Source organism: Desulfurispora sp. (assembly GCF_052744395.1).
Genome location: NZ_JBRAJI010000003.1, coordinates 25,297 through 46,935 on the forward strand (window position 1 = coordinate 25,297; position 21,639 = coordinate 46,935).

General features: G+C 56.6%; 22 protein-coding genes. All 22 read right to left on the bottom strand.

Annotated elements, in window-relative coordinates; genetic code table 11:
* Positions 1-15 precede the first annotated feature (15 nt).
* Positions 16-1,038 (bottom strand): acyl-CoA dehydratase activase-related protein, encoded by a 1,023-nt coding sequence (locus ACUVTU_RS01425; RefSeq protein ID WP_445888177.1) that lies wholly within the window; start codon positions 1,036-1,038, stop codon positions 16-18.
* A 54-nt stretch (positions 1,039-1,092) separates the two neighbouring features.
* A complete protein-coding gene (locus ACUVTU_RS01430) occupies positions 1,093-2,607 on the bottom strand; it encodes a spore germination protein (RefSeq protein WP_445888178.1) in 1,515 nt (504 codons plus the stop codon).
* Positions 2,608-2,707: 100 nt separating this feature from the next.
* Positions 2,708-3,070 (bottom strand): stage V sporulation protein AE, encoded by a 363-nt coding sequence (spoVAE, locus tag ACUVTU_RS01435; protein WP_445888179.1) that lies wholly within the window; start codon positions 3,068-3,070, stop codon positions 2,708-2,710.
* Positions 3,071-3,084: 14 nt separating this feature from the next.
* Positions 3,085-4,098 carry a stage V sporulation protein AD gene (gene spoVAD, locus ACUVTU_RS01440; protein ID WP_445888180.1) on the bottom strand — a complete coding sequence of 338 codons (1,014 nt, stop codon included), beginning with the start codon at positions 4,096-4,098 and terminating at the stop codon, positions 3,085-3,087.
* Between the two features lie 4 nt (positions 4,099-4,102).
* On the bottom strand, positions 4,103-4,558 hold the full coding sequence (spoVAC, locus tag ACUVTU_RS01445) for a stage V sporulation protein AC (RefSeq protein ID WP_445888181.1): 456 nt from the start codon (positions 4,556-4,558) through the stop codon (positions 4,103-4,105).
* 85 nt (positions 4,559-4,643) lie between these two features.
* The gene (locus tag ACUVTU_RS01450) at positions 4,644-4,838 is read right to left on the bottom strand and encodes a dodecin family protein (protein WP_445888182.1); all 195 of its coding nucleotides are present in this window, start codon (positions 4,836-4,838) and stop codon (positions 4,644-4,646) included.
* 55 nt (positions 4,839-4,893) lie between these two features.
* Entirely contained in the window at positions 4,894-5,682 is a 789-nt protein-coding gene (gene sigF / locus ACUVTU_RS01455) for an RNA polymerase sporulation sigma factor SigF (protein ID WP_445888183.1), read from the bottom strand.
* Positions 5,683-5,697: 15 nt separating this feature from the next.
* Positions 5,698-6,144 (bottom strand): anti-sigma F factor, encoded by a 447-nt coding sequence (gene spoIIAB / locus ACUVTU_RS01460; RefSeq protein ID WP_445888184.1) that lies wholly within the window; start codon positions 6,142-6,144, stop codon positions 5,698-5,700.
* Positions 6,131-6,496 (bottom strand): STAS domain-containing protein, encoded by a 366-nt coding sequence (locus ACUVTU_RS01465; protein ID WP_445888185.1) that lies wholly within the window; start codon positions 6,494-6,496, stop codon positions 6,131-6,133. The genes spoIIAB and ACUVTU_RS01465 overlap by 14 nt, the downstream gene beginning before the upstream one ends.
* 149 nt (positions 6,497-6,645) lie before the next feature.
* Positions 6,646-7,809 (bottom strand): D-alanyl-D-alanine carboxypeptidase family protein, encoded by a 1,164-nt coding sequence (locus tag ACUVTU_RS01470; protein WP_445888186.1) that lies wholly within the window; start codon positions 7,807-7,809, stop codon positions 6,646-6,648.
* A 382-nt stretch (positions 7,810-8,191) separates the two neighbouring features.
* Positions 8,192-9,511, bottom strand: a complete 1,320-nt coding sequence (locus ACUVTU_RS01475; RefSeq protein ID WP_445888187.1) for a thymidine phosphorylase — start codon at positions 9,509-9,511, stop codon at positions 8,192-8,194.
* A gap of 5 nt (positions 9,512-9,516) precedes the next feature.
* Positions 9,517-10,695 (bottom strand): phosphopentomutase, encoded by a 1,179-nt coding sequence (locus ACUVTU_RS01480; protein WP_445888188.1) that lies wholly within the window; start codon positions 10,693-10,695, stop codon positions 9,517-9,519.
* Positions 10,696-10,700: 5 nt separating this feature from the next.
* Positions 10,701-11,612 (bottom strand): site-specific tyrosine recombinase XerD, encoded by a 912-nt coding sequence (xerD, locus tag ACUVTU_RS01485; RefSeq protein ID WP_445888189.1) that lies wholly within the window; start codon positions 11,610-11,612, stop codon positions 10,701-10,703.
* Positions 11,613-11,619: 7 nt separating this feature from the next.
* Positions 11,620-12,729 carry a DUF362 domain-containing protein gene (locus ACUVTU_RS01490; protein WP_445888190.1) on the bottom strand — a complete coding sequence of 370 codons (1,110 nt, stop codon included), beginning with the start codon at positions 12,727-12,729 and terminating at the stop codon, positions 11,620-11,622.
* 101 nt (positions 12,730-12,830) lie between these two features.
* Positions 12,831-12,968: a hypothetical protein gene (locus tag ACUVTU_RS01495; RefSeq protein WP_445888191.1), complete on the bottom strand. Its 138-nt coding sequence runs from the start codon at positions 12,966-12,968 to the stop codon at positions 12,831-12,833.
* A 25-nt stretch (positions 12,969-12,993) separates the two neighbouring features.
* Positions 12,994-13,596 (bottom strand): stage II sporulation protein M, encoded by a 603-nt coding sequence (locus tag ACUVTU_RS01500; protein ID WP_445888192.1) that lies wholly within the window; start codon positions 13,594-13,596, stop codon positions 12,994-12,996.
* A 90-nt stretch (positions 13,597-13,686) separates the two neighbouring features.
* On the bottom strand, positions 13,687-15,336 hold the full coding sequence (locus ACUVTU_RS01505; protein ID WP_445888193.1) for a response regulator: 1,650 nt from the start codon (positions 15,334-15,336) through the stop codon (positions 13,687-13,689).
* Between the two features lie 22 nt (positions 15,337-15,358).
* The gene (locus ACUVTU_RS01510) at positions 15,359-15,955 is read right to left on the bottom strand and encodes a chemotaxis protein CheB (RefSeq protein WP_445888194.1); all 597 of its coding nucleotides are present in this window, start codon (positions 15,953-15,955) and stop codon (positions 15,359-15,361) included.
* A complete protein-coding gene (locus ACUVTU_RS01515) occupies positions 15,927-16,754 on the bottom strand; it encodes a CheR family methyltransferase (RefSeq protein ID WP_445888195.1) in 828 nt (275 codons plus the stop codon). The genes ACUVTU_RS01510 and ACUVTU_RS01515 overlap by 29 nt, the downstream gene beginning before the upstream one ends.
* Positions 16,755-16,779: 25 nt before the next feature.
* A complete protein-coding gene (locus ACUVTU_RS01520; RefSeq protein WP_445888240.1) occupies positions 16,780-21,021 on the bottom strand; it encodes a response regulator in 4,242 nt (1,413 codons plus the stop codon).
* A 66-nt stretch (positions 21,022-21,087) separates the two neighbouring features.
* Positions 21,088-21,255: a hypothetical protein gene (locus ACUVTU_RS01525; protein WP_445888196.1), complete on the bottom strand. Its 168-nt coding sequence runs from the start codon at positions 21,253-21,255 to the stop codon at positions 21,088-21,090.
* Between the two features lie 42 nt (positions 21,256-21,297).
* Positions 21,298-21,624, bottom strand: a complete 327-nt coding sequence (locus ACUVTU_RS01530; RefSeq protein ID WP_445888197.1) for an Hpt domain-containing protein — start codon at positions 21,622-21,624, stop codon at positions 21,298-21,300.
* Positions 21,625-21,639: the final 15 nt, after the last annotated feature.

Sequence of the window (21,639 nt, forward strand, 5' to 3'; positions counted from 1 at the left end):
GCCTCCCCTGTCTGTTCATGCGCTGGCCCCGGTCCGGCTGCCTGCTACGGCGACCATATCCAGAAAGGCTTCCAGTCTGGTGAGCAGACCGGCTTCACCGCTGTGTTCATCAATAACGATATTCATAAAAGGTTTCCCCGGCCGGCTGCGGGCCCGGCTGGCAATCAGTTCGCCAATCAGGGCATCGGGACCGCAGGCAAAGGAGGAAAGATGGATCAGTCCGGTAATATGGGCAGCATCCAGGAAATAATAACCCGCCCCGATCAGCAACCGGCCCAGTGTCCAGAAGATTTTTTTGGGCAGATGGGCGGTTTCTTGCTGGATCCGGTCACTGTTCACCTGTTCCACTACAGCCACCCGCCACCCGCGCCGGCTCAGCTTGTCCAGGAGTTGCAAATTCAGATAGCTGTCGTAAACCAGATAGGGATGCCCGATAACGGCAATAATTCCCCGACCCGGGTCACCTGTCTCCGGCAGGGGTAAAGCATCTGTTGCCCTGTCTTTTTGTGATAGCCCTTCCTGCAGGAAAGATATGGCCTGTTCGGGCAGCCAACCGGCCAGCAGCAGCCTTTCATATTCCTGCTGTACCTGCCGGGCCTGCTGCGCCGCCTGTCTGATCTGCTTTTCGGTCCGCCCCAGTGCCCGGCCCATTTGTTGGTAAGCAGCCATGAGATCATCCGGCCGGCGGTAGGTATTGATGGACGGTGTGAGCAGCGGAGGCAGGGACAGGCCGCTGTGACGAACCATCTCGGGCAGCCCCAGGAACTTGGGACAAATGTACTCCCGCGGATGGACGCTGACCAGGCGGGGCAAAAAAATAAAGTCTACCTGAGCGGCCAGCCGGGCCAGGTGACCAAAAGTTACTTTGACGGGCAGGCAGGCTTCATCCAGGCTGTTAGCCAGACCCTGCTCCAGAATTTGCTTATTGGTCGGAGGAGAAACCACCACGCTGATGCCCAGAAAAGAAAAAAATGCCTGCCATTGCGGGTAGTAATGATAGTAAAGCAGGGACCGGGGTATGCCTACTCTGGTGCTCATAAATGCAAAACCTCCCCCTGTATTATTGACCGTTTCCGGGGGAGGTTATACGTGCTAACGGGAGCGCCGGGAGCCGGGTTTGCGAGCGGCAACCGCCACCGCCTGTCGCACAGGCTGCTGCGGCTTTAATATGCTGGGACGGGTGTTGTGCATGGCCACCGGGGTGCGAATCAAGATGGTCTTCAGTGCCGTCCAATTGAAAGGAATCAGCGGCCAGAGATAGGGTACCCCAAAAGAGCGGGTGGTCACCAGATAAATGAACAGGAGCAGAAAGCCTATAAGAAAACCGGGCAGCTTAAAGGCCGCCACCATGAAGAGCAGGAACAGACGGGCCAGGCGGTTGGCAAAGCTCAGCTCGTAACTGGGAGTCATGAATGTGCCCACGGTGGCCGTAGCGGCATACATGATCACTTCGGGCGAGAACAGCCCCACTGTGGTGGCTATCTGCCCGATCAACAATGCGGCAATCAAACCGGTGGCGGTAGCCAGCGAGCTGGGGGTATGGATGGTGGCCAAACGCACCATATCAATGGCAATTTCGGCAATCAAAAACTGGACGACGATGGGCACGTTGCCCACTTTGTTCGGTCCGATAAACTTCAAAGCCGGTGGCAGGATTTCGGGCTGCAGAACGGCCAGCAACCAGAGCGGCAGCAGGAAAACTGAAATCAGCACTCCGACAAACCTGACCCAGCGCAGGTAAACCCCAATGGTGGGGTTTTGCCGGTACTCTTCGGCGTGGTGCAGGTGATGCCAGAAGGTTACCGGAGTGATCATCACACTGGGGGAGGTATCCACCAGCAGCAGAACATGCCCTTCCAACAGATGTTCGGCCGCCACATCGGGTCGCTCGGTGTAGCGCACCCGGGGATAGGGGTTCCAGTAAGAACCGGGTGAAATGAGCTCCTCCAGGGTTTTTTCGGCCATGGGCATACCGTCAATCCGCACCTGCTGAAGACGTTCTTTGATCTCCTGTACCAAATCGGGATTGGCCACATCTTTCAGATAACAGACCACCACATCGCTGCGCGATCTTTCGCCCACTGTAACGATTTCCATGCGCAAGTTGGGGTCGCGCAGGCGGCGGCGAATGAGCGCCGTATTGAAGACCAGGGTTTCCACAAATCCGTCCCGGGAACCTCGCACCACTTTCTCCAGGTCGGGCTCTTCCGGACTGCGCACGGGATAGGTGCGGGCATCGATGATAATGGCCTGATCCTGTCCATCAACCAGCAGGGCCTGGGGTCCCATCAATACTTTTTCCACGACGTCTTCCAGGTACTGCGCCCGGTCCACTTCGGTGTAGGAAATGTGGCCGGCAAACAGTTTTTCAAAAGTATTGAGGGTGATATCCTCCTGCTGCAGGGTGACCAGGTGACGCAGCAGCAATGTGACAATCTGGTCGTTGGTCAGACCGTCGATAAACAGCAGGGCGATTTTTACCCGGCCCACGGTCATCTGCCGCAGGATCACATCAAAATTTTCCTTGATGGCCATTTTTTCCTGTAAAAAAGCCAGGTTTTCCTCCAGTTTGGTGCTGAGGCGGGTTTTGTGTTTTGTGTCTTCCAAAATAAAATCACTCCCGGCTGATATTATCACCTCGAAACCAAACCCGAACGGTAACTGGTATACACCCGCAACGTTCAGCTGAAAAATTTATGTGATTGTACTAGCCCTTTGGTTTAAAGGCCAGTGCCGTCAGGTAGCCGAAAACCACCGCCGCCGTGATGCCGCCGGCCGTGCTGGCCAGTCCACCGCTGAACAGACCCACTATTCCTTTCTCGCGCACACCTTCCAGCACTCCTTTGGCCAGCAGGTGCCCGAACCCGGTCAGGGGAACTGAAGCGCCGGCGCCGGCATAATCCACCAGGGGCTGGTACCAGCCCAGGGCGCTCAGGAACACTCCGGCGGTAACAAATCCCACCAGCACATGGGCCGGTGTGATCCGGTAGCTGGTCAGGTCCATCAGCAGTTGACCCACCACACAGAACAAGCCGCCTATCACAAAGGCCTTGAGCAACAGCAGCAGCATTTTCTCTCACCTTCTTAACCGGCCGTAATGGCCACACCGTGGGCGATGGCCGGGATATGTTCACCCTGCTGGGTGGAGGTGGTGCTGAGCAACGCTCCCGTCCCCACACCCAGAAAATTCTTCAGCATGCCGGACTGTAACTGGCGGTAGATATATCCGCAGGTGACTACTGCCGAACAGGCGCAGCCACTGCCGCCGGCATGCACATCCTGGGTGGGAGAAAAGATCAGCATGCCGCAGTCGCGGTAGCGGTCTCCCACCTGGTGTCCGGCCCGGGCCAAAAGCTGGGTGACCAGCTGGTGCCCGTAACGTCCCAGATCGCCGGTGGCAATCAGGTCGTAGTACTGTAAAGACCGGCCCGTATCCAACAGGTGCCGCAGAATGGTCTCGGTAGCGGCCGGAGCCATGGCTGAGCCCATGTCGGCGGGATCGGACTGCTGCAGATCCAGCACGGTTCCAATGGTGGCATGGGTGATGCGCGGTCCCTGACCCTGTCTGGCCAGAACGCAGGCCCCCGCACCGGTAACCGTCCACTGGGCGGTCATGGTGCGCTGGTTGCCGTGTTCCAGGGGGTAGCGGAACTGCCGCTCGGCGGTGCAATAGTGGCTGGAAACACCGATCAGTACAAAATCGGCGAAACCCCCATCAATCAACATACTGCCCAGGGCCAGAGCTTCGTACATGGTGGAACAGGCTCCGTACAGTCCCAAAAAAGGGATATTTAGTTTGCTCGCCGTAAAATTGGCGCTGATCAGCTGGTTTAAAAGGTCTCCGGCCAGCATAAAATCAATGCTTTCCGGGCTCAAACCGGCCTTGGCCAGAGCTAACTGCAGCACCTCCTCCAGCATCTTGCGCTCGGCCCTCTCCCAGGTTTTTTCACCGTAGTAGGTGTCCGGGATGATTTTATCCATGTAACTCGCCAGTGGGCCCTGCCCCTCTTTGGGACCGGCCAGGGCGGCCGCCGATATGATCACCGGAGGAGAGGCAAAAGCCACGGTAGCCAGGCCCATTCTTTTGGGCGCGGTCATATCATCACCTCAATTGCTGACCGATCAGGTAAAAAAGCCCCACCAGCCAGGCGCTGACAATACCATAGACCAGCACCGGCCCGGCCACAGTGAATAAACGTGCACCCACGCCCAGCACCAGGCCCTCGGCCCGGAACTCAATGGCCGGCGCCACCATGGCATTGGCAAAACCGGTGATAGGCACCACGGCCCCGGCACCGGCAAAGCGCCCGATTTCATCGTAAACCCCCAGGCCGGTGAACAGGGCGGATAAAAAAACCAGGGTCAGTGAGGCCAGAGTAGAAGCGTCGGTTTTTCCTGCCCCCAGACTTTGATAGAGCAGCACCAGCCCCTGTCCGATGGCGCAGATGGTTCCTCCCACCAGAAAAGCTGCCAGTACATTGCGCCAGATGGCCGGGCCGGGCTTGACTGCATTGACCATATCCTGGTACTGTTTAGGACTCAATTTGAGTACGGGCATTACATTGCTCCCCCTCTCCCGTATATTTTTTCCCGGCATTCCTCGCTTATGCAAAAGGGGCGCTGTCTGCACAGCGCCCCCGGCTTCAAGATTTGTGGGCAATCTTCAGGTTGGCTTTGTACCTGACCACCCGGCCGTTTTCCACATGGGCGGTAAAATTAACTACCTCCACTCCGACAATATCGCTCATGGAGCTGGACGCTTCGTTGATGGCCGACTGGACCGCGTCCTTCCAGCCAATGGTGGACTCTCCCACCATTTCTGATACCTTGATGTGCATAATTTCGCCTCCTGCTTGGATAATTTAGGACATACTTATTTTTTACGTTGGCCGCTCAATTATGCATGCAACTGGCCGGCTCGGAGAGGATCTGGCGCAGCTTCTTCAGGGCCTGACGTTCCAGCCGGGACACCTGTACCTGGGAAAGTCCCAGCCGGCTGGCTATGTCGGCCTGGGTGCGGTCTTCATAAAAGCGCCAGAGCAAAATATTTCTGTCCCGCTCGGGCAAATTGTTGATGATCTCCTTCACCGCCAGCCGGTCCAGCCACTGCATGTCCCCCTGTTCGCTGTACTCCAGCTGGTCCAGCAGATAAATAGGGTCACCGTCGTCCTGGTGCAGAGTTTCGTAAATCGAGGCCGGCGACTGGGCTGCTTCCAGCGCCAGGATGACTTCCTCCCGGGAAATTCCCAGGCTTTCGGCCACTTCGCTGACCGAAGGCTCCCGGCCCAGGCGGCCGGTAAGCATGTCTTTGGTTTGCTGGATCTTATAGGCCAGCTCTTTCAGAGAACGGCTTACCTTCACCGGATTGTCATCCCGCAGAAAACGGCGGATTTCTCCCACAATCATGGGTACCGCGTAGGTGGAAAACTTGACATCGTAATTCAAGTCAAATTTGTCAATGGCTTTCATTAAGCCGATACAGCCGATTTGAAAAAGGTCTTCCAGCTCATATCCCCTGTTCTGAAAACGGCGTACCAGGTTGAAAACCAGCTTCAAGTTGCAGTTGATCAATTTTTCCCGGGCCCTGGAGTCCCCCTGACGGGCTTTTTTCAGCAGTTCTTTAATTTCCGCATCCTTCAGCAGGGGAAAACGGGGCAGGTGCATACTGGCCAGCCTGCTCATATCCTCGCCCTACCTTCAGTGCCCGGCAATGGCCGGTATGGCCCGGGAGGTTTTTTTGCTCAGCACTATTCTGGTGCCCTGTCCGGGCCGGCTGTGAACCTGCAGGCTGTCGGCAAAAGACTGCATAAAGGTAAAACCCAGGCCCATGCGTTCCGGATCGGTAGTAAAGGCAGGCTGCAGAGCTTTCTGAACATCGTTGATTCCGCAGCCGCGATCTTCAATCGTCACCACGATGCGATCATAATACAGTTCTGTGGCGATGCACACTGTGCCCATCCGGGAACCGGCGTAACCGTGGACAATAGCGTTGGTAACCGCTTCGGATATGGCTACTTTCAGCTCTTCCAATTCGGCCAGGGTGAAATCCAGCTGGGAGGCAAAGGCGGCCACCGCCACACGGGCAAAAGCGACATTGGCCGGTTGACTGGAAAATTCCATGCTCATTTTGTTAATTGGTTGCACTTAATGTTCCCCCCAGTTCAAAATAAAATATTGCTTCACTTTCATGGGGAAATTCTTTCATCAACCTGAGCAGCCCCGATACTTCCAGAGTGCTGCGGATGGCGTCCGGTATTCCGGTTAGCAGCAGCTGTCCTCCACTGGCGGCCAGTTTTTTATAACGCCCCAGAATGACTCCCAGACAAGAGCTATCTATGAATGTGACCTTGCTGAAATTGATGATCAAGTTTTTGGCCCCGTGCCGGCGCAGTGCTTCGTCAAGCAGGTAGCGCCACTGATCGGCCACGGCTATATCCAGCTCTCCGGCCGGCCGTACAATTAATATGTGCTGGAAATAATCCATATTTATCTCCAAGGTTACAACCTCCTCAACTCGTTTGTCCATTAAACATATTACCATATATTGTATATTAAATCAAATTGTACCATGTCAATCCGGATAAAAAATCCGCCGGCCGCAGGCCGGCGGTGATGATAATAATTTATTCTGGAACGAAACTGGTGTTATTGTCCCAGCATTTTCCGACAGGCCTTCCGGAAAATGTCCGGCAGGCTGGCGGATGGTACGTCGTAGGCTGCCAGCAGGGGATAGCGAGCCACTTCTTTGCTTTCCCTGGTAATAACCAGCTCACCCACTTTCTGCCCCTTCCGCACCGGTGCAGTCACATAGGCGGGCAGCCGCCACTCTTTTCGGTAGGCGGATTCTTTATCGGCTTTGGGTAAAACCAGGGTAATGGATTTAAAGCTGATTACGCCCACACTGTCCCGGGCCCCCCGCTGCACGGGTATCTCTTTTACCGTCTGGCCAGCCGCCAACAGGGGCAGAGCTTTATAGGCGGCATAACCGTAATTGAAAAGTTTGATGCTTTCTCGAAAATGGCTTTTGGGTTCGGGGCATCCCAGCACCACAGCAATCAGACGCAAATTGTTGCGCAGGCAGGAGGAGGCTAAACAGTACCTGGCTTCCGTGGTCCAGCCGGTTTTGCCGGCATCCACCCCCCGGTACCACTTGAGCAATTTGTTGGTATTCCAGAGCTTGAACTCACCACCGCGCAAGTCATACTCGTAAATGCTGGAGATCTTGATGAACAGCTCGTGCTCCAGACATTGTCTCAGGATGGTGGCCAGATCGGCCGCACTGGTGTAGTGGTCGGGGGCGGGTAAACCGGTAGGATTGCTAAAATGAGTGTTTTTGAGTCCCAGCCGGGCAGCCCGTTCATTCATCATTTGTACGAAGGCCTCTTCACTGCCGGCAATATGCTCGGCCACAGCCACACTGGCATCATTGGCCGAACCCACGGCAATAGCGATGAGCATTTCCTGGAATGTGAATTTCTCGCCCGGTTCCAGATAGATCTGAGAACCTCCCAGAGAACAGGCGTGTTCGCTGGCCACAACCTGGTCGTCCAGTTTAACCTGGCCGTTTTCCACTGCTTCCAGAGCCAGCAGCAGGGTCATCAGCTTGGTGACGCTGGCCATGGGCAGGCGCTGTTCCGGGTTTTTGGCATAGAGTATCTGCCCGCTGTGCGCCTCCATGAGCACGGCGCTGGTAGCGGTTGTTTCCAATTGGGGTACCGTCAGGGCGGGAGCGGTGCGGGCATATCCGGCGCAGGCTCCTACCAGCAGTGTGGCTATCAGAACTGAAATGGTCAGCCATTTCCTTCGCACTTGTCCGGCATCCTCCTTTGCGCTTATTGTACGGGTATAGTATTGTAAGTGGCCAAAAAAGATATACCTTCCCGTACTGCTATTTAATGTTAAGACTGGTTGTAACAAGGGTTGCTGCCTCATCATACCATATATTAAAAATAATTCCCTGTGCAAAGGAGGCAAAGTCATGGCTGATTTAAGCTGCACACCCTGGTCCAACTGGTGGTGGATCATCGGTCTGTTTTTCTTCTTCCTGCTCCTGATTCTGATTATCTGTATTGCCTGCTGCTGCTCATAAAAGGAAAAGAAGCCCTCACCTGCCCTCCGCAGAGCGAAGCCCCATTGCCATCTGGCAATGGGGCTTCGCCTTAATTTTCCCCCATAGATTATTGAGGCCGGTTCACTCTCCGGCAGAGATACGTTCCATGACCAGCGGCCACTGCGGGGGAGGTTGCTCTACTATCCTGATGCCCTGTTCCAGCACAGGCCGGGCCTGGCCCAGTCGTTCTGGATCATTGTAGTGCAGTACGGCCAGAGGCTGACCGGCCTGTACAGGGCAGCCCGTTTTGGCCAGCAGCTGAATGCCGGCGGCCAGATCAACAGAATCCTCTCTGGTAGCCCTTCCGGCGCCCAGCAGCATGGCCGCCCGCCCCACCGGCAGGGCATCAATTTCCAGCCAGCCGGCACGGGTTGCTGGAACCACATCCTGCCCAACCGCCCGGGGCAGCAGAGTGGCGTTTTCCAGCACCTGTGGATTACCCCCCTGGGCCAGGATTATCTCCCGGAATTTGGCCAGCGCCCGGCCGCTGTCCAGAAGCTCCTGCAGGAGTTGCCTGCCCTGCTCCGGGCTCTCCGCCCTGCCCGCCCGGTAGACCATTTCCGCTCCCAGCACCAGGCAGAGCTCTCGCAGGTCTTCCGGGCCCCGTCCCTTAAGGGTGTCGATGGCTTCCGCCACTTCCAGGGCATTACCCACCGCGTAACCCAGGGGCTCTTGCATGGCAGTCAGGTAGGCCACGGTGGTGCGGCCCATGTCCCGGCCAATCTGGACCATTACGTCAGCCAGCCGGCGGGCTGCTTCCCGGTCTTTCATAAAAGCCCCCCGGCCCACTTTTACGTCCAGCAGGATCACATCGGCCCCCGCCGCCAGCTTTTTGGACATGACACTGGCCGCAATGAGGGGTATGCTCTCCACCGTACCGGTAACATCGCGCAGGGTGTACATTTTTTTGTCGGCCGGCACCAGGTTGCCGGTCTGGGCGGCCACGGCCGCCCCCACCCGGGCCACCTGCTGGAAAAACTGTTCTGCCGGCAGTTCGACTTGAAATCCGGGAATGGCGCTGAGCTTATCCACGGTACCACCGGTATGACCCAGTCCCCGGCCGGACATTTTGGCCACCGGTACACCGGCCGCCGCCACCAGAGGTATTAGCACCAGTGTAGTCTTGTCACCCACCCCGCCCGTGCTGTGTTTATCAACTTTGCGTCCGGGGATGGTACCCAGGTCGATCTGCTCACCCGACAGGAGCATGGCCCGGGTCAGGGCAGTGGTTTCGGCCCGGGTCAGGCCGCGCCAGCAGACTGCCATCAGCCAGGCAGCCATTTGATAATCAGGGATGGTACCGGCAGTAAAGCCGTCAACAATGGCAGCAATCTCCTCCGGACTGTGTTCATAACCTTCCCGCTTGTACACAATCAAATCCACCATGCGCACTGTGCTCACATCCTTTACACCGCCCCGATGCTGGCCGCAAAGCTGGTACCGGCGGGCAAATTAATCTGGAAGATCTCACCTACCGTGGCAGCAATGTCCGCAAAGCTTTGCCGCGTTCCCAGGTCAACTCCCCGGCGCAGCGCCGGCCCGTAAACCAAAAGCGGCACATACTCCCGGCTGTGGTCCGTGCTGCGGGTGGTGGGATCGCAACCATGGTCGGCCGTAATGATTAGCAGCTCCTTTTCCGTCAGAGCCGCCAGCAGGTGGGGCAAAAACCGGTCCAGCTCCTCCAGCGCCCGGGCATAACCCGGCGGGTCATTGCGGTGACCGTACAGCATATCAAATTCCACCAGGTTGGTAAACACCAGACCGCGGCGGTGCTCCTGCAGGCAGGCCAGAGTCTTTTCCATTCCCTCGGCGTTGCTTTTGGTGGGATGGCTGGCAGTAATGCCATCTCCGGCAAAAATGTCGTTGATCTTGCCCACTGCCTGCACAGCCAGGCCGGCTTCCTTCAAGAGGTGCAGTAGATGAGGGCGGGGCGGCCGCAGGGAGTAATCATGCCGGTGCGGCGTGCGCTGGAAACTGCCGGGCTGGCCGGTAAAGGGACGGGCAATCACCCGGCCCACCGCATGCTCGCCGGTCATGATTTCCCGGGCGATCTGGCAGATTTCATAGAGCCGGGGCAGCGGTATAATCTCTTCGTGGGCGGCAATTTGCAGCACACTATCCGCCGAGGTGTAGACTATGGGATAGCCGGTACGCATGTGTTCGGCTCCCAGTTCGGCAATGATCTCAGTGCCCGAAGCCGGTTTGTTGCCCAGCACCGGAGAACCGATGCGCTCGGTGAGAGCCTGGATCACGTCCGGGGGAAAGCCGTGGGGGTAAGTGGGAAAAGGCTTTTCCAGGATTATCCCGGCTATTTCCCAGTGTCCCGTGGTGGTATCCTTACCCGCTGATTTTTCAGCCATTTTGCCATAGCAGGCTGCAGGATGACTGACGGGCGGAACGCCTTCAATGGGGGCAATATGGCCCAGGCCCAGAGAGCTCAATGCCGGCAGGTTTAATCCCCCCACCGCCCGGGCCAGGTTGCCCAGGGTGTTGCTTCCCCCATCGCCGTAAAGGTGGGCATCGGGCAGAGCGCCCACTCCGGCGCTATCCATAACCAAAAGCACTACTTGTTCAATAAAGGACATTCAGGTCACTCCTTACCGTCCGACGGGCGCCGGGCGCGAGGATGGGTCTCCCGGTAAACTTGCTGCAGGTGAACACCGGTCAGATGCGTATAAATCTGGGTGGTGGCGATATCGGCATGGCCCAGCAGTTCCTGTACCGAGCGCAACCCGGCTCCAGCCTGCAGCAAGTGGGTGGCAAAGCTGTGCCTGAGCGTGTGAGGGGTGATCTGGTTGCCAATACCGCTCTTTAACGCGTATTTTTTTATGGCCTTCCAAAAGCTCTGGCGGGAAAGGCGCTGGCCGTACTGGTTGACAAAAAGCGGTCCGCCATCTTTTGACGCGGCCAGTCTGGGCCGGGCCTGCTGGAGGTACATGGTTAAAAACCGGCTGGCCACGCTGCCCACAGGCAATAGGCGTTCCTTAGAGCCTTTGCCCAGACAGCGCACCAGCCCGTGGACCAGATCCAGGTGTTCCACATCCAGGTTGACCACTTCGGAAACCCGCATGCCCGTGGCATACATGAGCTCCAGCATGGCTTTGTCCCGCAGGCCGGTGGGCTGTCCCAGGCGGGGCTGGGCCAGCAGCGTTTCCACCTGCTCCACTGTCAGCACCCGGGGCAGTTTCTGGCCGCTGCGGGGCGAGCTGAAGTTGCGGGTGGGGTCGAACGCTATGTACTTTTCCTGAACCAGGTAACGGTAGTAGGATTTCAGGGCGGCCAGACGGCGGGCCAGCGTGGCCGTCTGACAGCCCATTTCCTTCAAATGGCGCAGGTAGTCCAGCAGTGCCGGCCGGGCATCGTCATTCAGGATGGGATGGTTTTTCCCGGCACAGTAACTCTGATAGCTCAGCAGGTCGGAGCGGTAGGCCAGCACCGTATTGCGGGACATGCCACGCTCCACCGCCAGATAATGGAGAAACTCTTCCAGGTATGGCAGCATAACAAACTCAATCTATGGCAATCAGTTCATACTGCCGGGTGCCCAAACCGATTTCCTCCGCGTAGGCCAGCTGGCGGCGCCAGTCCACATTGGGATGGATGGCCATAAACTTGTCCGCCGTATTTTCATGACCGGCCAGGCGGGAGTTGCTCAGACCGGGTTCGCTGTTGACCAGATCCACACAGGCTTGATCCAGGGCTACCGGATCCAGCGAAGCCAGGATACCGATATCCCGGACAATGGGCGCATCGGTCCAGGAAAAACAGTCGCAATCGGGGGAAACGTTGGTAACGAAGGCTATAAAGCCGGCTTTGCCCTGCTTGTTTTTCAGCACGCCGGCTGTATATTCCACAATTTTTTCCTGGATGATGTCGGGCTGGGTACGCCAGTTAATGCCGATGGCCTGCTCGGGGCAGGTGACGGTACATTCACCGCAACCGATGCATTTGCTTTCGTCAATGCGGGCTTTCCTGGTCTCCTGAATAGCGATCGCCTCGCCCGGGCACCAGTGAGTACAACGGGCACAACCGATGCATTTTTCTTCACTGACCTGGGGCAGCACATCCGAGTGCATCATCTGCTTGCCGCTGCGACAGCCGCAACCCATACCCAGGTTTTTCAGTGTGCCGCCAAAACCAACCGCTTCATGTCCTTTAAAGTGGCTGATCGCAATCAGGGCGTCGGCATGAACGACAGCGCTGCCGATTTTCACTTCCGAAAAGTGCTTTAAATGCACCGGCACATTGATATAATCTTTGCCGTTCAGGCCATCAGCAATGATCAGCGGCGCGTTGACCACGGCAAAGGCAAAACCGTTCTCCAGGGCGGTAACCAGGTGATCCACCGCATTGGCCCGGGAACCCACATAAAGCGTGTTGGCATCGGTAATAAAGGGCTTGCCCTGCTGGCGGTGCACCATGTCCACCACCCGGCGGATGAACTGCGGGCGAATATACCCCGTGTTGCCCCGCTCTCCGAAATGCACCTTGATGGCCACCAGATCTCTGGGAGCCACCAGCTGATCAATACCACAGCGTTTGATCAGCTTGTCCACCTTATCCAGCAGATTATTCTTGTGGCTGGTACGCATGTTGGCGAAATACACTTTTGACGGCATCCGGTGCCGGAAAACAGATCAGTTCTGCCCTCCGGCCTTCACCTCCCCTGGTTATATCTGTCTATTTAGTATAATCTATTATACAAAACAAAGCCGGCTCTTTAAAAGCCGGTGCCAGGAAGATTTTGCTTAATCAGGCCAGCAATCTGGCATATTGTGGCAATGATAATGGCCAGAGCTACCAGCAGGCGAGCCAGGAGCATTACCTTGCGCCGCCAGGCCGTAATAATCAACAGCATATTTTTACCTCCCGGAAAGATATTTTCAGAGGATCAATTTACTCACCAGGCTGATGCACCAGGGTGTAACATAGATCTCGGCTATCCCACCCAGTAAATTGAGTCCCAGGACCAGCAGCATTAAACAGCTGTACCCCCACCAGTAGGGTAGTACTGGCTGCCGGCTGTCGAACCAGCGCCGGGTCAGCACCAGGCTGAAGGATACGGCGCCCCCTACGGCCAGAAACAGTGCCGTCAGGTAAAACAAATGCTGGGGTAACAGCGAGCATATGGCCAGCAGCAAGCCCTGCCGGGGATACTGCTGGAGCAGGTAGCCCACTGTAAAACCCAGGGCAAAGCCCCGCCCGAAAAGCAGCAGCAGGAGTAGCGGCAGCGCGAGTACGGTAACCCCTAGCAGATATATGAGCAGGGTTAAAATAATTTGACCGGTCACCAGGCGGTGCAGCTCTACAGCCCGGGCCTCGCCACTGGTCCCCTGTTTGAACAAGGCCAGCAGATACGCCGCCACGTTATCCAGCCGGGCCGGAGGAATGCTGCCCAGGTAAAGGTATCCCGCCCATACTCCACCGGCAAAGATGAGCACCAGTAACAGCCAAATGAGCCACCTAAGTGCCAGTAAGCGCAGCACTGCCCCCACCTCGCCGGTTTCTTACTAACATCATGCTTATGCCGGGGTGGAAAAATTATGCCGGCAAACCAGTGTTGCCGGCAACGTGGGTTATTCCCGGGCGGAGAGGGAGATGTAGCGGGCGATGGTCTCCAGCAAGGTTTTTTTCTTTACCGGTTTGGTTATATGATCATCACAACCGGCCAGCCGGCTCTTCTGCTCATCTTCCTTAAGGGCGTAGGCGGTGAGGGCAATGATGGGCACCGCCGGGCGCCCCCTGACAGCTTCCCAGCGGCGAATTAGAGCAGTGGCGGTATAGCCGTCCATCACCGGCATCTGCATATCCATCAGCACCAGATTAAACTGCTGCGACTTGACCTTTTCCACCGCCTCCTGACCGTTACGGGCCGTCTCAATTTCATATGGCGCTTCCTTGAGATAAGTCCGGAACAACAGCAGGTTGTCCGGGTTGTCCTCCACCAGCAGGATACGCCGCCGGCCGCTGCCCTGTCCCTCCCCTGCAGCGGCCGGGGTTTCCGACTCCGCCGGCCGGACAAGCTCAGCGCCCTTTTCTTCCCCCGGCCGAAAAGGCACTTGGAAATAAAACCTGCTGCCCTGCCCGGGTGTACTTTCTAGCCAGATACGGCCGCCCATCAGTTCCACCAGACGGCGGGAAATGGTCAGACCCAGCCCGGTACCGCCATAACGGCGGGTGGTGGAGGTGTCGGCCTGGGTAAAACTGTCAAATATAGTTTCTTGCTTGTCCAGTGGGATACCAATGCCCGTGTCAGACACAGTGAACAGCAGAACAATTTCATCATCCCGGCTGCACCCGCTGGTCGGCTGGTAACGGGATACCGTCAGGGAAACCCCACCCTGTTCGGTGAACTTGATGGCGTTGCCCAGCAGGTTGATCAGCACCTGCTGCAGCCGGTCCGGATCACCCTGCAGGTAGTCCGGAACATCTGGTTCTATACGATATTCCAGACTCAGTCCTTTCTGGCGGGCGCGCATTGCCAGTATCTGGCAGGGCCGGCTGATAATTTCAGACAGATGAAAGCCGGTGCTGATTAGCTGCAGGTGCCCGGCTTCTATTTTGGAGAGATCCAGAATGTCGTTAATCAAGCGCAGCAGGTTCTCCCCGGCTGATTTCAATATGCGCACATACTCGGCCTGTTCGCTGCTCAGATTGGTTTCGGCCAGCAGATCGGCCATGCCGATGATCGAGTTCAGGGGAGTACGTATTTCGTGACTCATGTTGGCCAGAAACTCGCTCTTGGCCCGGCTGGCCGCTTCTGCGGCCTCTTTGGCCAGGTTGAGCTCGTTGATCTTCTCCCGCAGCTGCACAGCCTGGGCTTTCAGCTGTTTCTTCTGTTTATCCAGCTCCAGAAAGACCCTGACCTTGCTCTTGAGAATCTCCGGTTCCAGCGGTTTGAACAGGTAGTCCACTGCTCCCGCCTCGTAACCCTGAAAGATATGCTTTTGCTCCTTGCTGATAGCGGTAACAAAAATTATGGGAATGTGGCGGGAGCGTTCACTGCGCCGCATCAGCTCGGCTATTTCAAATCCATCCATGTCGGGCATTTGCACATCCAAAAGCACCAGGGCCAGCTCCTGTTCCAGTACAATGGCCAGAGCTTCATTGCCCGTGGTGGCTTTGAAAATTTGCACTCCGGTATCCTCCAGGATGCTTTCCAACACCAGCAGGTTTTCCGGTCGGTCGTCAACAATCAAGATGTTTTGTTGGCCCTGTTCTTCCATGCGGATAACCCTCTTTAAAGCATTATCTGGTTACAAAACCGTTGCTTATATCATTGAGCAGTGCGGCAATTTCCTCCAGCGGTAGAATGTAATCCACTCTGGTTACGGCCAGTGCCGACCGGGGCATATAGTCCACTTCGGCAGTTGCCGGATCCTGGACAACAGCCAGGCCACCCCTGTGCTTAACCTGCTGCAGCCCGGCACTGCCGTCACTGCTGGCCCCGGTGAGAATTACCCCGATCAGGGCCGGACCAAAGGCATCGGCAGCCGAGGTAAAAAGCACATCTATGGACGGACGAGCATAGTTTACGGGTGGATCGAGCGACAGAGAGAGAGTGCGGTTCAGCTCTATCAGCAGGTGATAATCCGGCGGTGCGATATAGACCGTGCCCGGACTAAATTCTTCCTTGTCTTCCGCCTGTTTCACCGGCAGAGAGCACAGGTCGTTTAAATATCGGGCCAGAAAGTCATCGGCGCTCGGATACTGGTGCTGCACTATGGCCACGGGCAAGGAAAAATCAGGTTTTAACGCAGGCAGCAGCAGGCGCAGGGCGCTAAGTCCGCCGGCCGATACCCCGATGACCACAGCCTCATATCTTCTTGCGATAGATTTTTTCATGGGGGATCACTTCTTCAAAAAGGTCGTAATAAGGTGAAAAACGCAGGCTCTCCTTGCTGCCCAGACATAGAAATCCCTGCCGGCAGAGACTGTCCACGAACAGTTTGACCACTCTGGTCTGCAGTTCCTTATTGAAGTAAATCAGCACATTTCGACACATAATCAGGTGCATTTCACCAAAGGTTCCGTCGGTAACCAGGTTATGGGCGGCAAACAGGATATTTTTTTTTAACTCCTGGTGGATAATCGCCAGATCATAACTGGCGGTATAGTAGTCCGCCAGGGTAGATTGGCCTCCTGCCTGCAGGTAGTTGGTGCTGTACTGTTTCATTTTTTCCACGGGGTAGATGGCCTCTCGCGCCTGCTGCAGCACCAACTCGTTGAAATCGGTAGCGTAGATCTGACAGCGGTTGTACAGATTTTCTTCAGTTAGCAGAATGGCCATGGAGTATACCTCTTCCCCGCTGGCACAGCCGGCATGCCAGATCTTGACAAAGGGGTAGGTTTTCAGTACCGGAACGACTTCCTGGCGCAGGGCTCTGTAAAAGGAAGGATCCCGGAACATTTCGGTTACACTGATGGACAGGTCCAGAGTTATCTGCTCGAAAAGCTGTCTGTCGCGCAGTACAGCATGTTGCAGCTGAGAAAAAGACTGCAGGCCAGATAGAACCAAACGATGGCTCAGGCGCCGCTTTACGGAAGCCCGGGCATAATCCCGGAAATCATAGCCATATTGTAAATATATTGCTTCCAGCAGCAGCTGCAGTTCAATGTCTTCCACATTATGCCTGCCGGCCACAGTGACTGGCCTCCTTTCTCAGTTCTCAGCGGTACAACCAGACGCGCAGCAGAGAAATCAACTTGTCCGGATCTACCGGCTTGGACAGGTAATCACTGGCTCCGGCGGCCAGGCTCTTTTCCCGATCGCCCACCATGGCTTTGGCCGTCAGGGCAATGATAGGCAGATCTTTGAAGCGTTCCTGCTGCCTGATGGCCCGCATGGCCTGGTAACCATCCATTTCCGGCATCATAATGTCCATCAGCACCAGGTCGGTATCGGGATGCTCGTCCAGCTTTTGCAGCGCCTCCCGGCCGTTGCGGGCCACCATAATTTCCAGGCCCTTCTCTTCCAGGATGCTCAGCAGGGCAAAAACGTTGCGCATATCATCATCTACCAGCAAGATTTTTTTGCCCTGGAAGATCTGATCCTGCTCATGCAGTACTCGCAGCGCCTGACGCTGCACAGAAGGCAGATTGGCCTCTACCCGGTGCAAAAACAGGGTGGTTTCGTAAAGCAAGCGCTCCGGCGACCTGGCTCCTTTCACAATTATGCTTTCTGCCAGAGCGTTCAGGATGCTTTCTTCTTCCCGGGTCAGCTCCTTTCCAGTGTAAACGATAACCGGAATGTGCCTGAGCTCCGGGTCGGCCTTGATTTTTTCCAGCAGTGTAAAGCCCGACATGTCCTGCAGGCCCAGATCCAGCACCACGCAGTCATATTTATTCTCCTTCAGCAACCGAAATGCTTCTCCCCCGCTGCCCACGGCGGTGGTCACTACATCGCCGTTGCCGATAAGCTCCAGGATGCTGCGCCGCTGCTGCGGGTCGTCCTCCACCACCAGCAGCTTTTTCACCTGTTTGCTGATCAGATCCTGGATCTTCTGGAAAGCCCGCTCCAGATCCTCCGGACTGACCGGCTTGGTCAAATAACCGATGGCCCCCTGACGCAGCGCTTCCAGTGAATGATCATGGGCCGAGATGATGTGTACCGGAATGTGTCTGGTCAAATGATCTTTTTTCAGCATCTCCAGCACTTTCCATCCGTCAATGCCGGGCAGACCGATATCCAGAATTATGGCCGCCGGTCGCAGCTGCCGGGCCAGAGCCAGGCCATTCTCCCCGCTTTCCGCCCGGGCCGTCTGAAATCCCTTCTGCCGGGCCAGATCCGCGAGCAGCCCGGCAAAGCGGGCATCGTCCTCAATAATCAATACCAGGCGCTGCCCGTTATCCGCAAATGTTTCTACCGGTTGCTGAGCATGCGCCGGATGCTGGTTCACAGCCACCGGTGGGTCCGCACCGGCAACTGCAGCCACCTGCTCAACCGTCTTCTCCGGCAGCTGCGGCAAACCCGCAGTACTATCTGACAGTGTGCTACTCTGCTCCATCTGCCCGGCCGGCTCAAGGGGCAAATACAGGGTAAATGTGCTGCCCTGCCCCTCCTGGCTGACCAGATGGATCTCGCCTCCCATCAGGCGGGCCAGTTCCCGGGAAATGGACAGGCCCAGACCGGTACCCCCATAACGCCGGCTGATGGTGCCATCTTCCTGCTGGAATGCTTCGAAGATTAATTGCTGCTTGCTGGGAGCAATACCTTTGCCCGTATCGCTGACCGCAATGGCCAGCAGCCTGTCCGGCAGCTCACTGGTTCCGGCAGGGCGATCCGACAGGGTAAACTCCAGTTGAACCCGGCCCCGTTCTGTAAATTTAAAAGCGTTGGAGAGCAGGTTTTTGATAATCTGCTCCAGGCGCTGTCGATCGGCCGATATGGTACTGGGCACGTCCGGGTTTACAACCACGGCAAATTCCAGGTTTTTCTCCCGGGCCTGGTAGCGGAACTGTCTTTCCAGATCGGCAGCCAGTTTAGGGAGATGTACGGCTTCTCTGTTCAATTCCAGCCGCCCCGACTCTATTTTGGATAGATCCAGAATGTCATTGATCAGATTGAGCAAGTCAGAACCGGCAGCGTAAATGGTGCGGGCATACTCCACCTGCCGGGAGGTAAGGTTTCCTTCCTTGTTCTCACTGAGCAATCTGGCCAGGATCAGCACGCTGTTGAGAGGGGTACGGAGCTCATGAGACATGTTGGCCAGAAATTCTGACTTATAGCGGCTGGCCAGCTCCAGTTCGCGGGCCTTTTGTTGCAGCCCCTGGCGGGCTTCCTCCAGCTCACGGTTTTTCTGCTCCAAAATGCGGCGCTGTTTTTCCAGTATCTCGGTGCGCTCTTCCAGCTCCTCATTGATCTGGCGCAGCTCTTCCTGCTGGTCCTGCAGTCTGCTCTGGGATTCTTTCAGTATTCTGGTCTGCTCCTCCAGCTCCTCGTTCATCTGGCGCAGCTCTTCCTGCTGTACCTGCAGCTCCTCAGCCTGCTGCCGGGTCTTTTCCAGCAGCTCGGCCATGCGCTGGCGGGCCCGGGCGGTTTCCAGAGCGATGGCAATATTTTCGGCAGCCCGCTCTAAAAACTCCAGCTGCACATCCTCCAGTTCACTCAGAGTGGCCATCTCCACCACTCCTTTTACCTGACCATTGTACACTAACGGTGTGATGACAATCTGATGCGGAGCGGTTTCACCCAGACCGGAGTTAACATTGACATAGTAATCTGCCGGTACATTGGTGAGCACTATGGTCTTTTTCTCCAGTACGGACTGTCCTACCAGGCCCTCCCCTTCAGATAGTTGCAGGGCCATGTTCTTTCGCCTGGAAAAAGCGTAGCTGGCCAACAAATGCAGGAGGCGGCTCTGATCATCATACAAGTAAAAAACCGCAGCCCGGGCCTCCAGGTGCGTGGCCAGAGCAGTGAGCGCCCGTTGGGCCAGCTCGGCCGGGGCCAGCTCACCCCGCAGCTGGTCGTTCACCGCCATCAGGCCGTTTTTCAGCCAGTTGCGCTGCCGGTTTTCCTCTCTGACCCGGCGCAGATCGGCCACCATGGTCTGGATGGCCAGGCCCAGCTGATCATCTTCCGACAGGGGCGTAATCTTGGTAGCATAATCTCCTCCGGCAATGGCCCGGGCCTGGCTAACCACACCGCGCAGCTTTTCAATCATCTGATTGACCGAGGCTGCCAGCACATCACGATCACTGCGGGGGGCGATCTGGTGGCTGAAATCTCCCCGGGCCACCGCCTGACAGGTATCGCTCACTGCTTTGAAGGAATCCACCATGGCTGAAAAGCTGTCCCGCAACTGGCCCAGCTCATTGGCCGGCGCGGCTATGGCCATATGCTGCAGATCGCCTGCCGCCACCTGTCTGGTCCAGTGGTTGAGCTGGCGCAGCGGCTGCACCAGGCCCTGCACCAGTCGACCGGCCAGCAGTGCAATGAGCGCTCCGGCTGCAAAAAACAGAAGTATGCAAATATTGCGCTGCTTTCTGATCGCGCCCAGCGCTTCCGCCTGGGAAGCTACGGCAAAAATACCCATCTTGACGCCGTCCACTTCCAGGTGCCGGTGCACGGCCACAATGGGCACGCCCCGCCGGCCCGTATAGGCTGAGGTCTGCTCGTCCATTTCGGCGGGCATATTGCCCTGCACATGCTCTTTGTACCACAGCCGGGGCTGCAGGGTGTTAATTGGTTTTCCCAGAGCGGTGGAGCCCTCTTCCAGAGGAGAGTCATTGCGCAGGCGCAGGTCGCTGCCAATGAGCCCCACCTCACTGTCCTGTCCCAGGCCGGCGTCCTGATGCATGATCTGGTTGAGCTGGGCTATAGCCAGACGTAAGGCCACATAGCCCAGCACCCGCCCGTCCGGGTGATCAACCGGGTGCACGGTAAATCCGGCAGCGGTATCATTATAGACAGGCAATTTTTCAAAATCGGCCAGGGCCGCGATCTGGTTGCGCAGTGCTCTCTGGCAGGCCCGGGCCAGCTGGCTGCTGTTGTTTTCTTCCAGAATGTTGCGGCCGATCCAGCCTTTTTCCCGCCGGGCATAAACAATGTTGCCCCGACTGTCTAAAAGCAGCAGATCCTGATAACCGGTTCGTTGCAGTAAATCCTTGGCCTGCTGCTCCAGTGCCCCGGCCGGCAGGGTGCTGCCCTTTCCGGAGAAAGACGGCTGCATCAGATACTGCTGCACCGCCGGGTTGCCGGCCAGCAATCCGGCATCGGCCAGAGCGCACTGAAAGAACTGCTCCACCTGCTGCGCTTTTAGCTTGCTCACCGCAATCAGTTTCTGGTCCAGATCCTGGCGCAGGGCCCGGCTGATCTGCCAGTAGTTGAGCAGGCTAACTGCCAGCAGAGGCAGCAGGGCGATGAGCAGTGACCAGAGCAGCATGGTCCGGCCAATGCCACTGCGCATCAAACTGCTTTTCCAACATGGGATAAATTCCGGGATGCGGGCATTCAAATTACAACGGCCTCCTTGCTAACAATCGCTCTCCACAGGGTCGGCCAGAGCCAGCTGATTGCGTCCGGCCCGCTTGGCCCGGTAAAGGGCCCGGTCGGCCGCTGTAAGCAACGCCCGGGGTGAGGTAAAGGATGCGCCCAGGATCTGCTGATCGTCGTAGAGATCTTCCACAATTAAAATAGCCATCTGTATCCCACACCCCGTAAAGTAACCGCCAGGGCACATTGCTTAATCGGAAAGCTCTATTTTATGCAAATATCCAGTCAGCAAGTCAATCAGTTGTCTGACCGGCTCTGCCTGCCGCTTTTTGGCGGCTTCTTCCAGCCGATACCCCAGCTGGCTGATGAATTCAAAACCGTAGTCACCTCCTGAACCTTTGAGACCATGGGCAATAAATTGAATGCTGCGGTAGTCCCTGGCGGCCAGGGCCTGCTGTAAACTGATCACATCCTGCCAGCGGTTGACCAGGTAGCCCGGAATGAGCTCTTTAATGTCCTCATCAACCTTGATCAGAATTTTCTCCTGCTGCAGTTCAGCCAGCAGTTCCTCCATCATTGCTCACTTCCCCCA

Excerpts from the sequence above, each read along its gene's own strand:
- ACUVTU_RS01425 (WP_445888177.1), bottom strand. The coding sequence starts at position 1,038 with ATGAGCACCAGAGTAGGCATACCCCGGTCCCTGCTTTACTATCATTAC.
- spoVAE (WP_445888179.1), bottom strand. The coding sequence starts at position 3,070 with ATGCTGCTGCTGTTGCTCAAGGCCTTTGTGATAGGCGGCTTGTTCTGT.
- spoVAD (WP_445888180.1), bottom strand. The coding sequence starts at position 4,098 with ATGACCGCGCCCAAAAGAATGGGCCTGGCTACCGTGGCTTTTGCCTCT.
- spoVAC (WP_445888181.1), bottom strand. The coding sequence starts at position 4,558 with ATGCCCGTACTCAAATTGAGTCCTAAACAGTACCAGGATATGGTCAAT.
- ACUVTU_RS01450 (WP_445888182.1), bottom strand. The coding sequence starts at position 4,838 with ATGCACATCAAGGTATCAGAAATGGTGGGAGAGTCCACCATTGGCTGG.
- sigF (WP_445888183.1), bottom strand. The coding sequence starts at position 5,682 with ATGAGCAGGCTGGCCAGTATGCACCTGCCCCGTTTTCCCCTGCTGAAG.
- ACUVTU_RS01480 (WP_445888188.1), bottom strand. The coding sequence starts at position 10,695 with ATGTCCTTTATTGAACAAGTAGTGCTTTTGGTTATGGATAGCGCCGGA.
- xerD (WP_445888189.1), bottom strand. The coding sequence starts at position 11,612 with ATGCTGCCATACCTGGAAGAGTTTCTCCATTATCTGGCGGTGGAGCGT.
- ACUVTU_RS01490 (WP_445888190.1), bottom strand. The coding sequence starts at position 12,729 with ATGCCGTCAAAAGTGTATTTCGCCAACATGCGTACCAGCCACAAGAAT.
- ACUVTU_RS01495 (WP_445888191.1), bottom strand. The coding sequence starts at position 12,968 with ATGCTGTTGATTATTACGGCCTGGCGGCGCAAGGTAATGCTCCTGGCT.
- ACUVTU_RS01505 (WP_445888193.1), bottom strand. The coding sequence starts at position 15,336 with ATGGAAGAACAGGGCCAACAAAACATCTTGATTGTTGACGACCGACCG.
- ACUVTU_RS01510 (WP_445888194.1), bottom strand. The coding sequence starts at position 15,955 with ATGAAAAAATCTATCGCAAGAAGATATGAGGCTGTGGTCATCGGGGTA.
- ACUVTU_RS01520 (WP_445888240.1), bottom strand. The coding sequence starts at position 21,021 with ATGCGCAGTGGCATTGGCCGGACCATGCTGCTCTGGTCACTGCTCATC.
- ACUVTU_RS01525 (WP_445888196.1), bottom strand. The coding sequence starts at position 21,255 with ATGGCTATTTTAATTGTGGAAGATCTCTACGACGATCAGCAGATCCTG.
- ACUVTU_RS01530 (WP_445888197.1), bottom strand. The coding sequence starts at position 21,624 with ATGATGGAGGAACTGCTGGCTGAACTGCAGCAGGAGAAAATTCTGATC.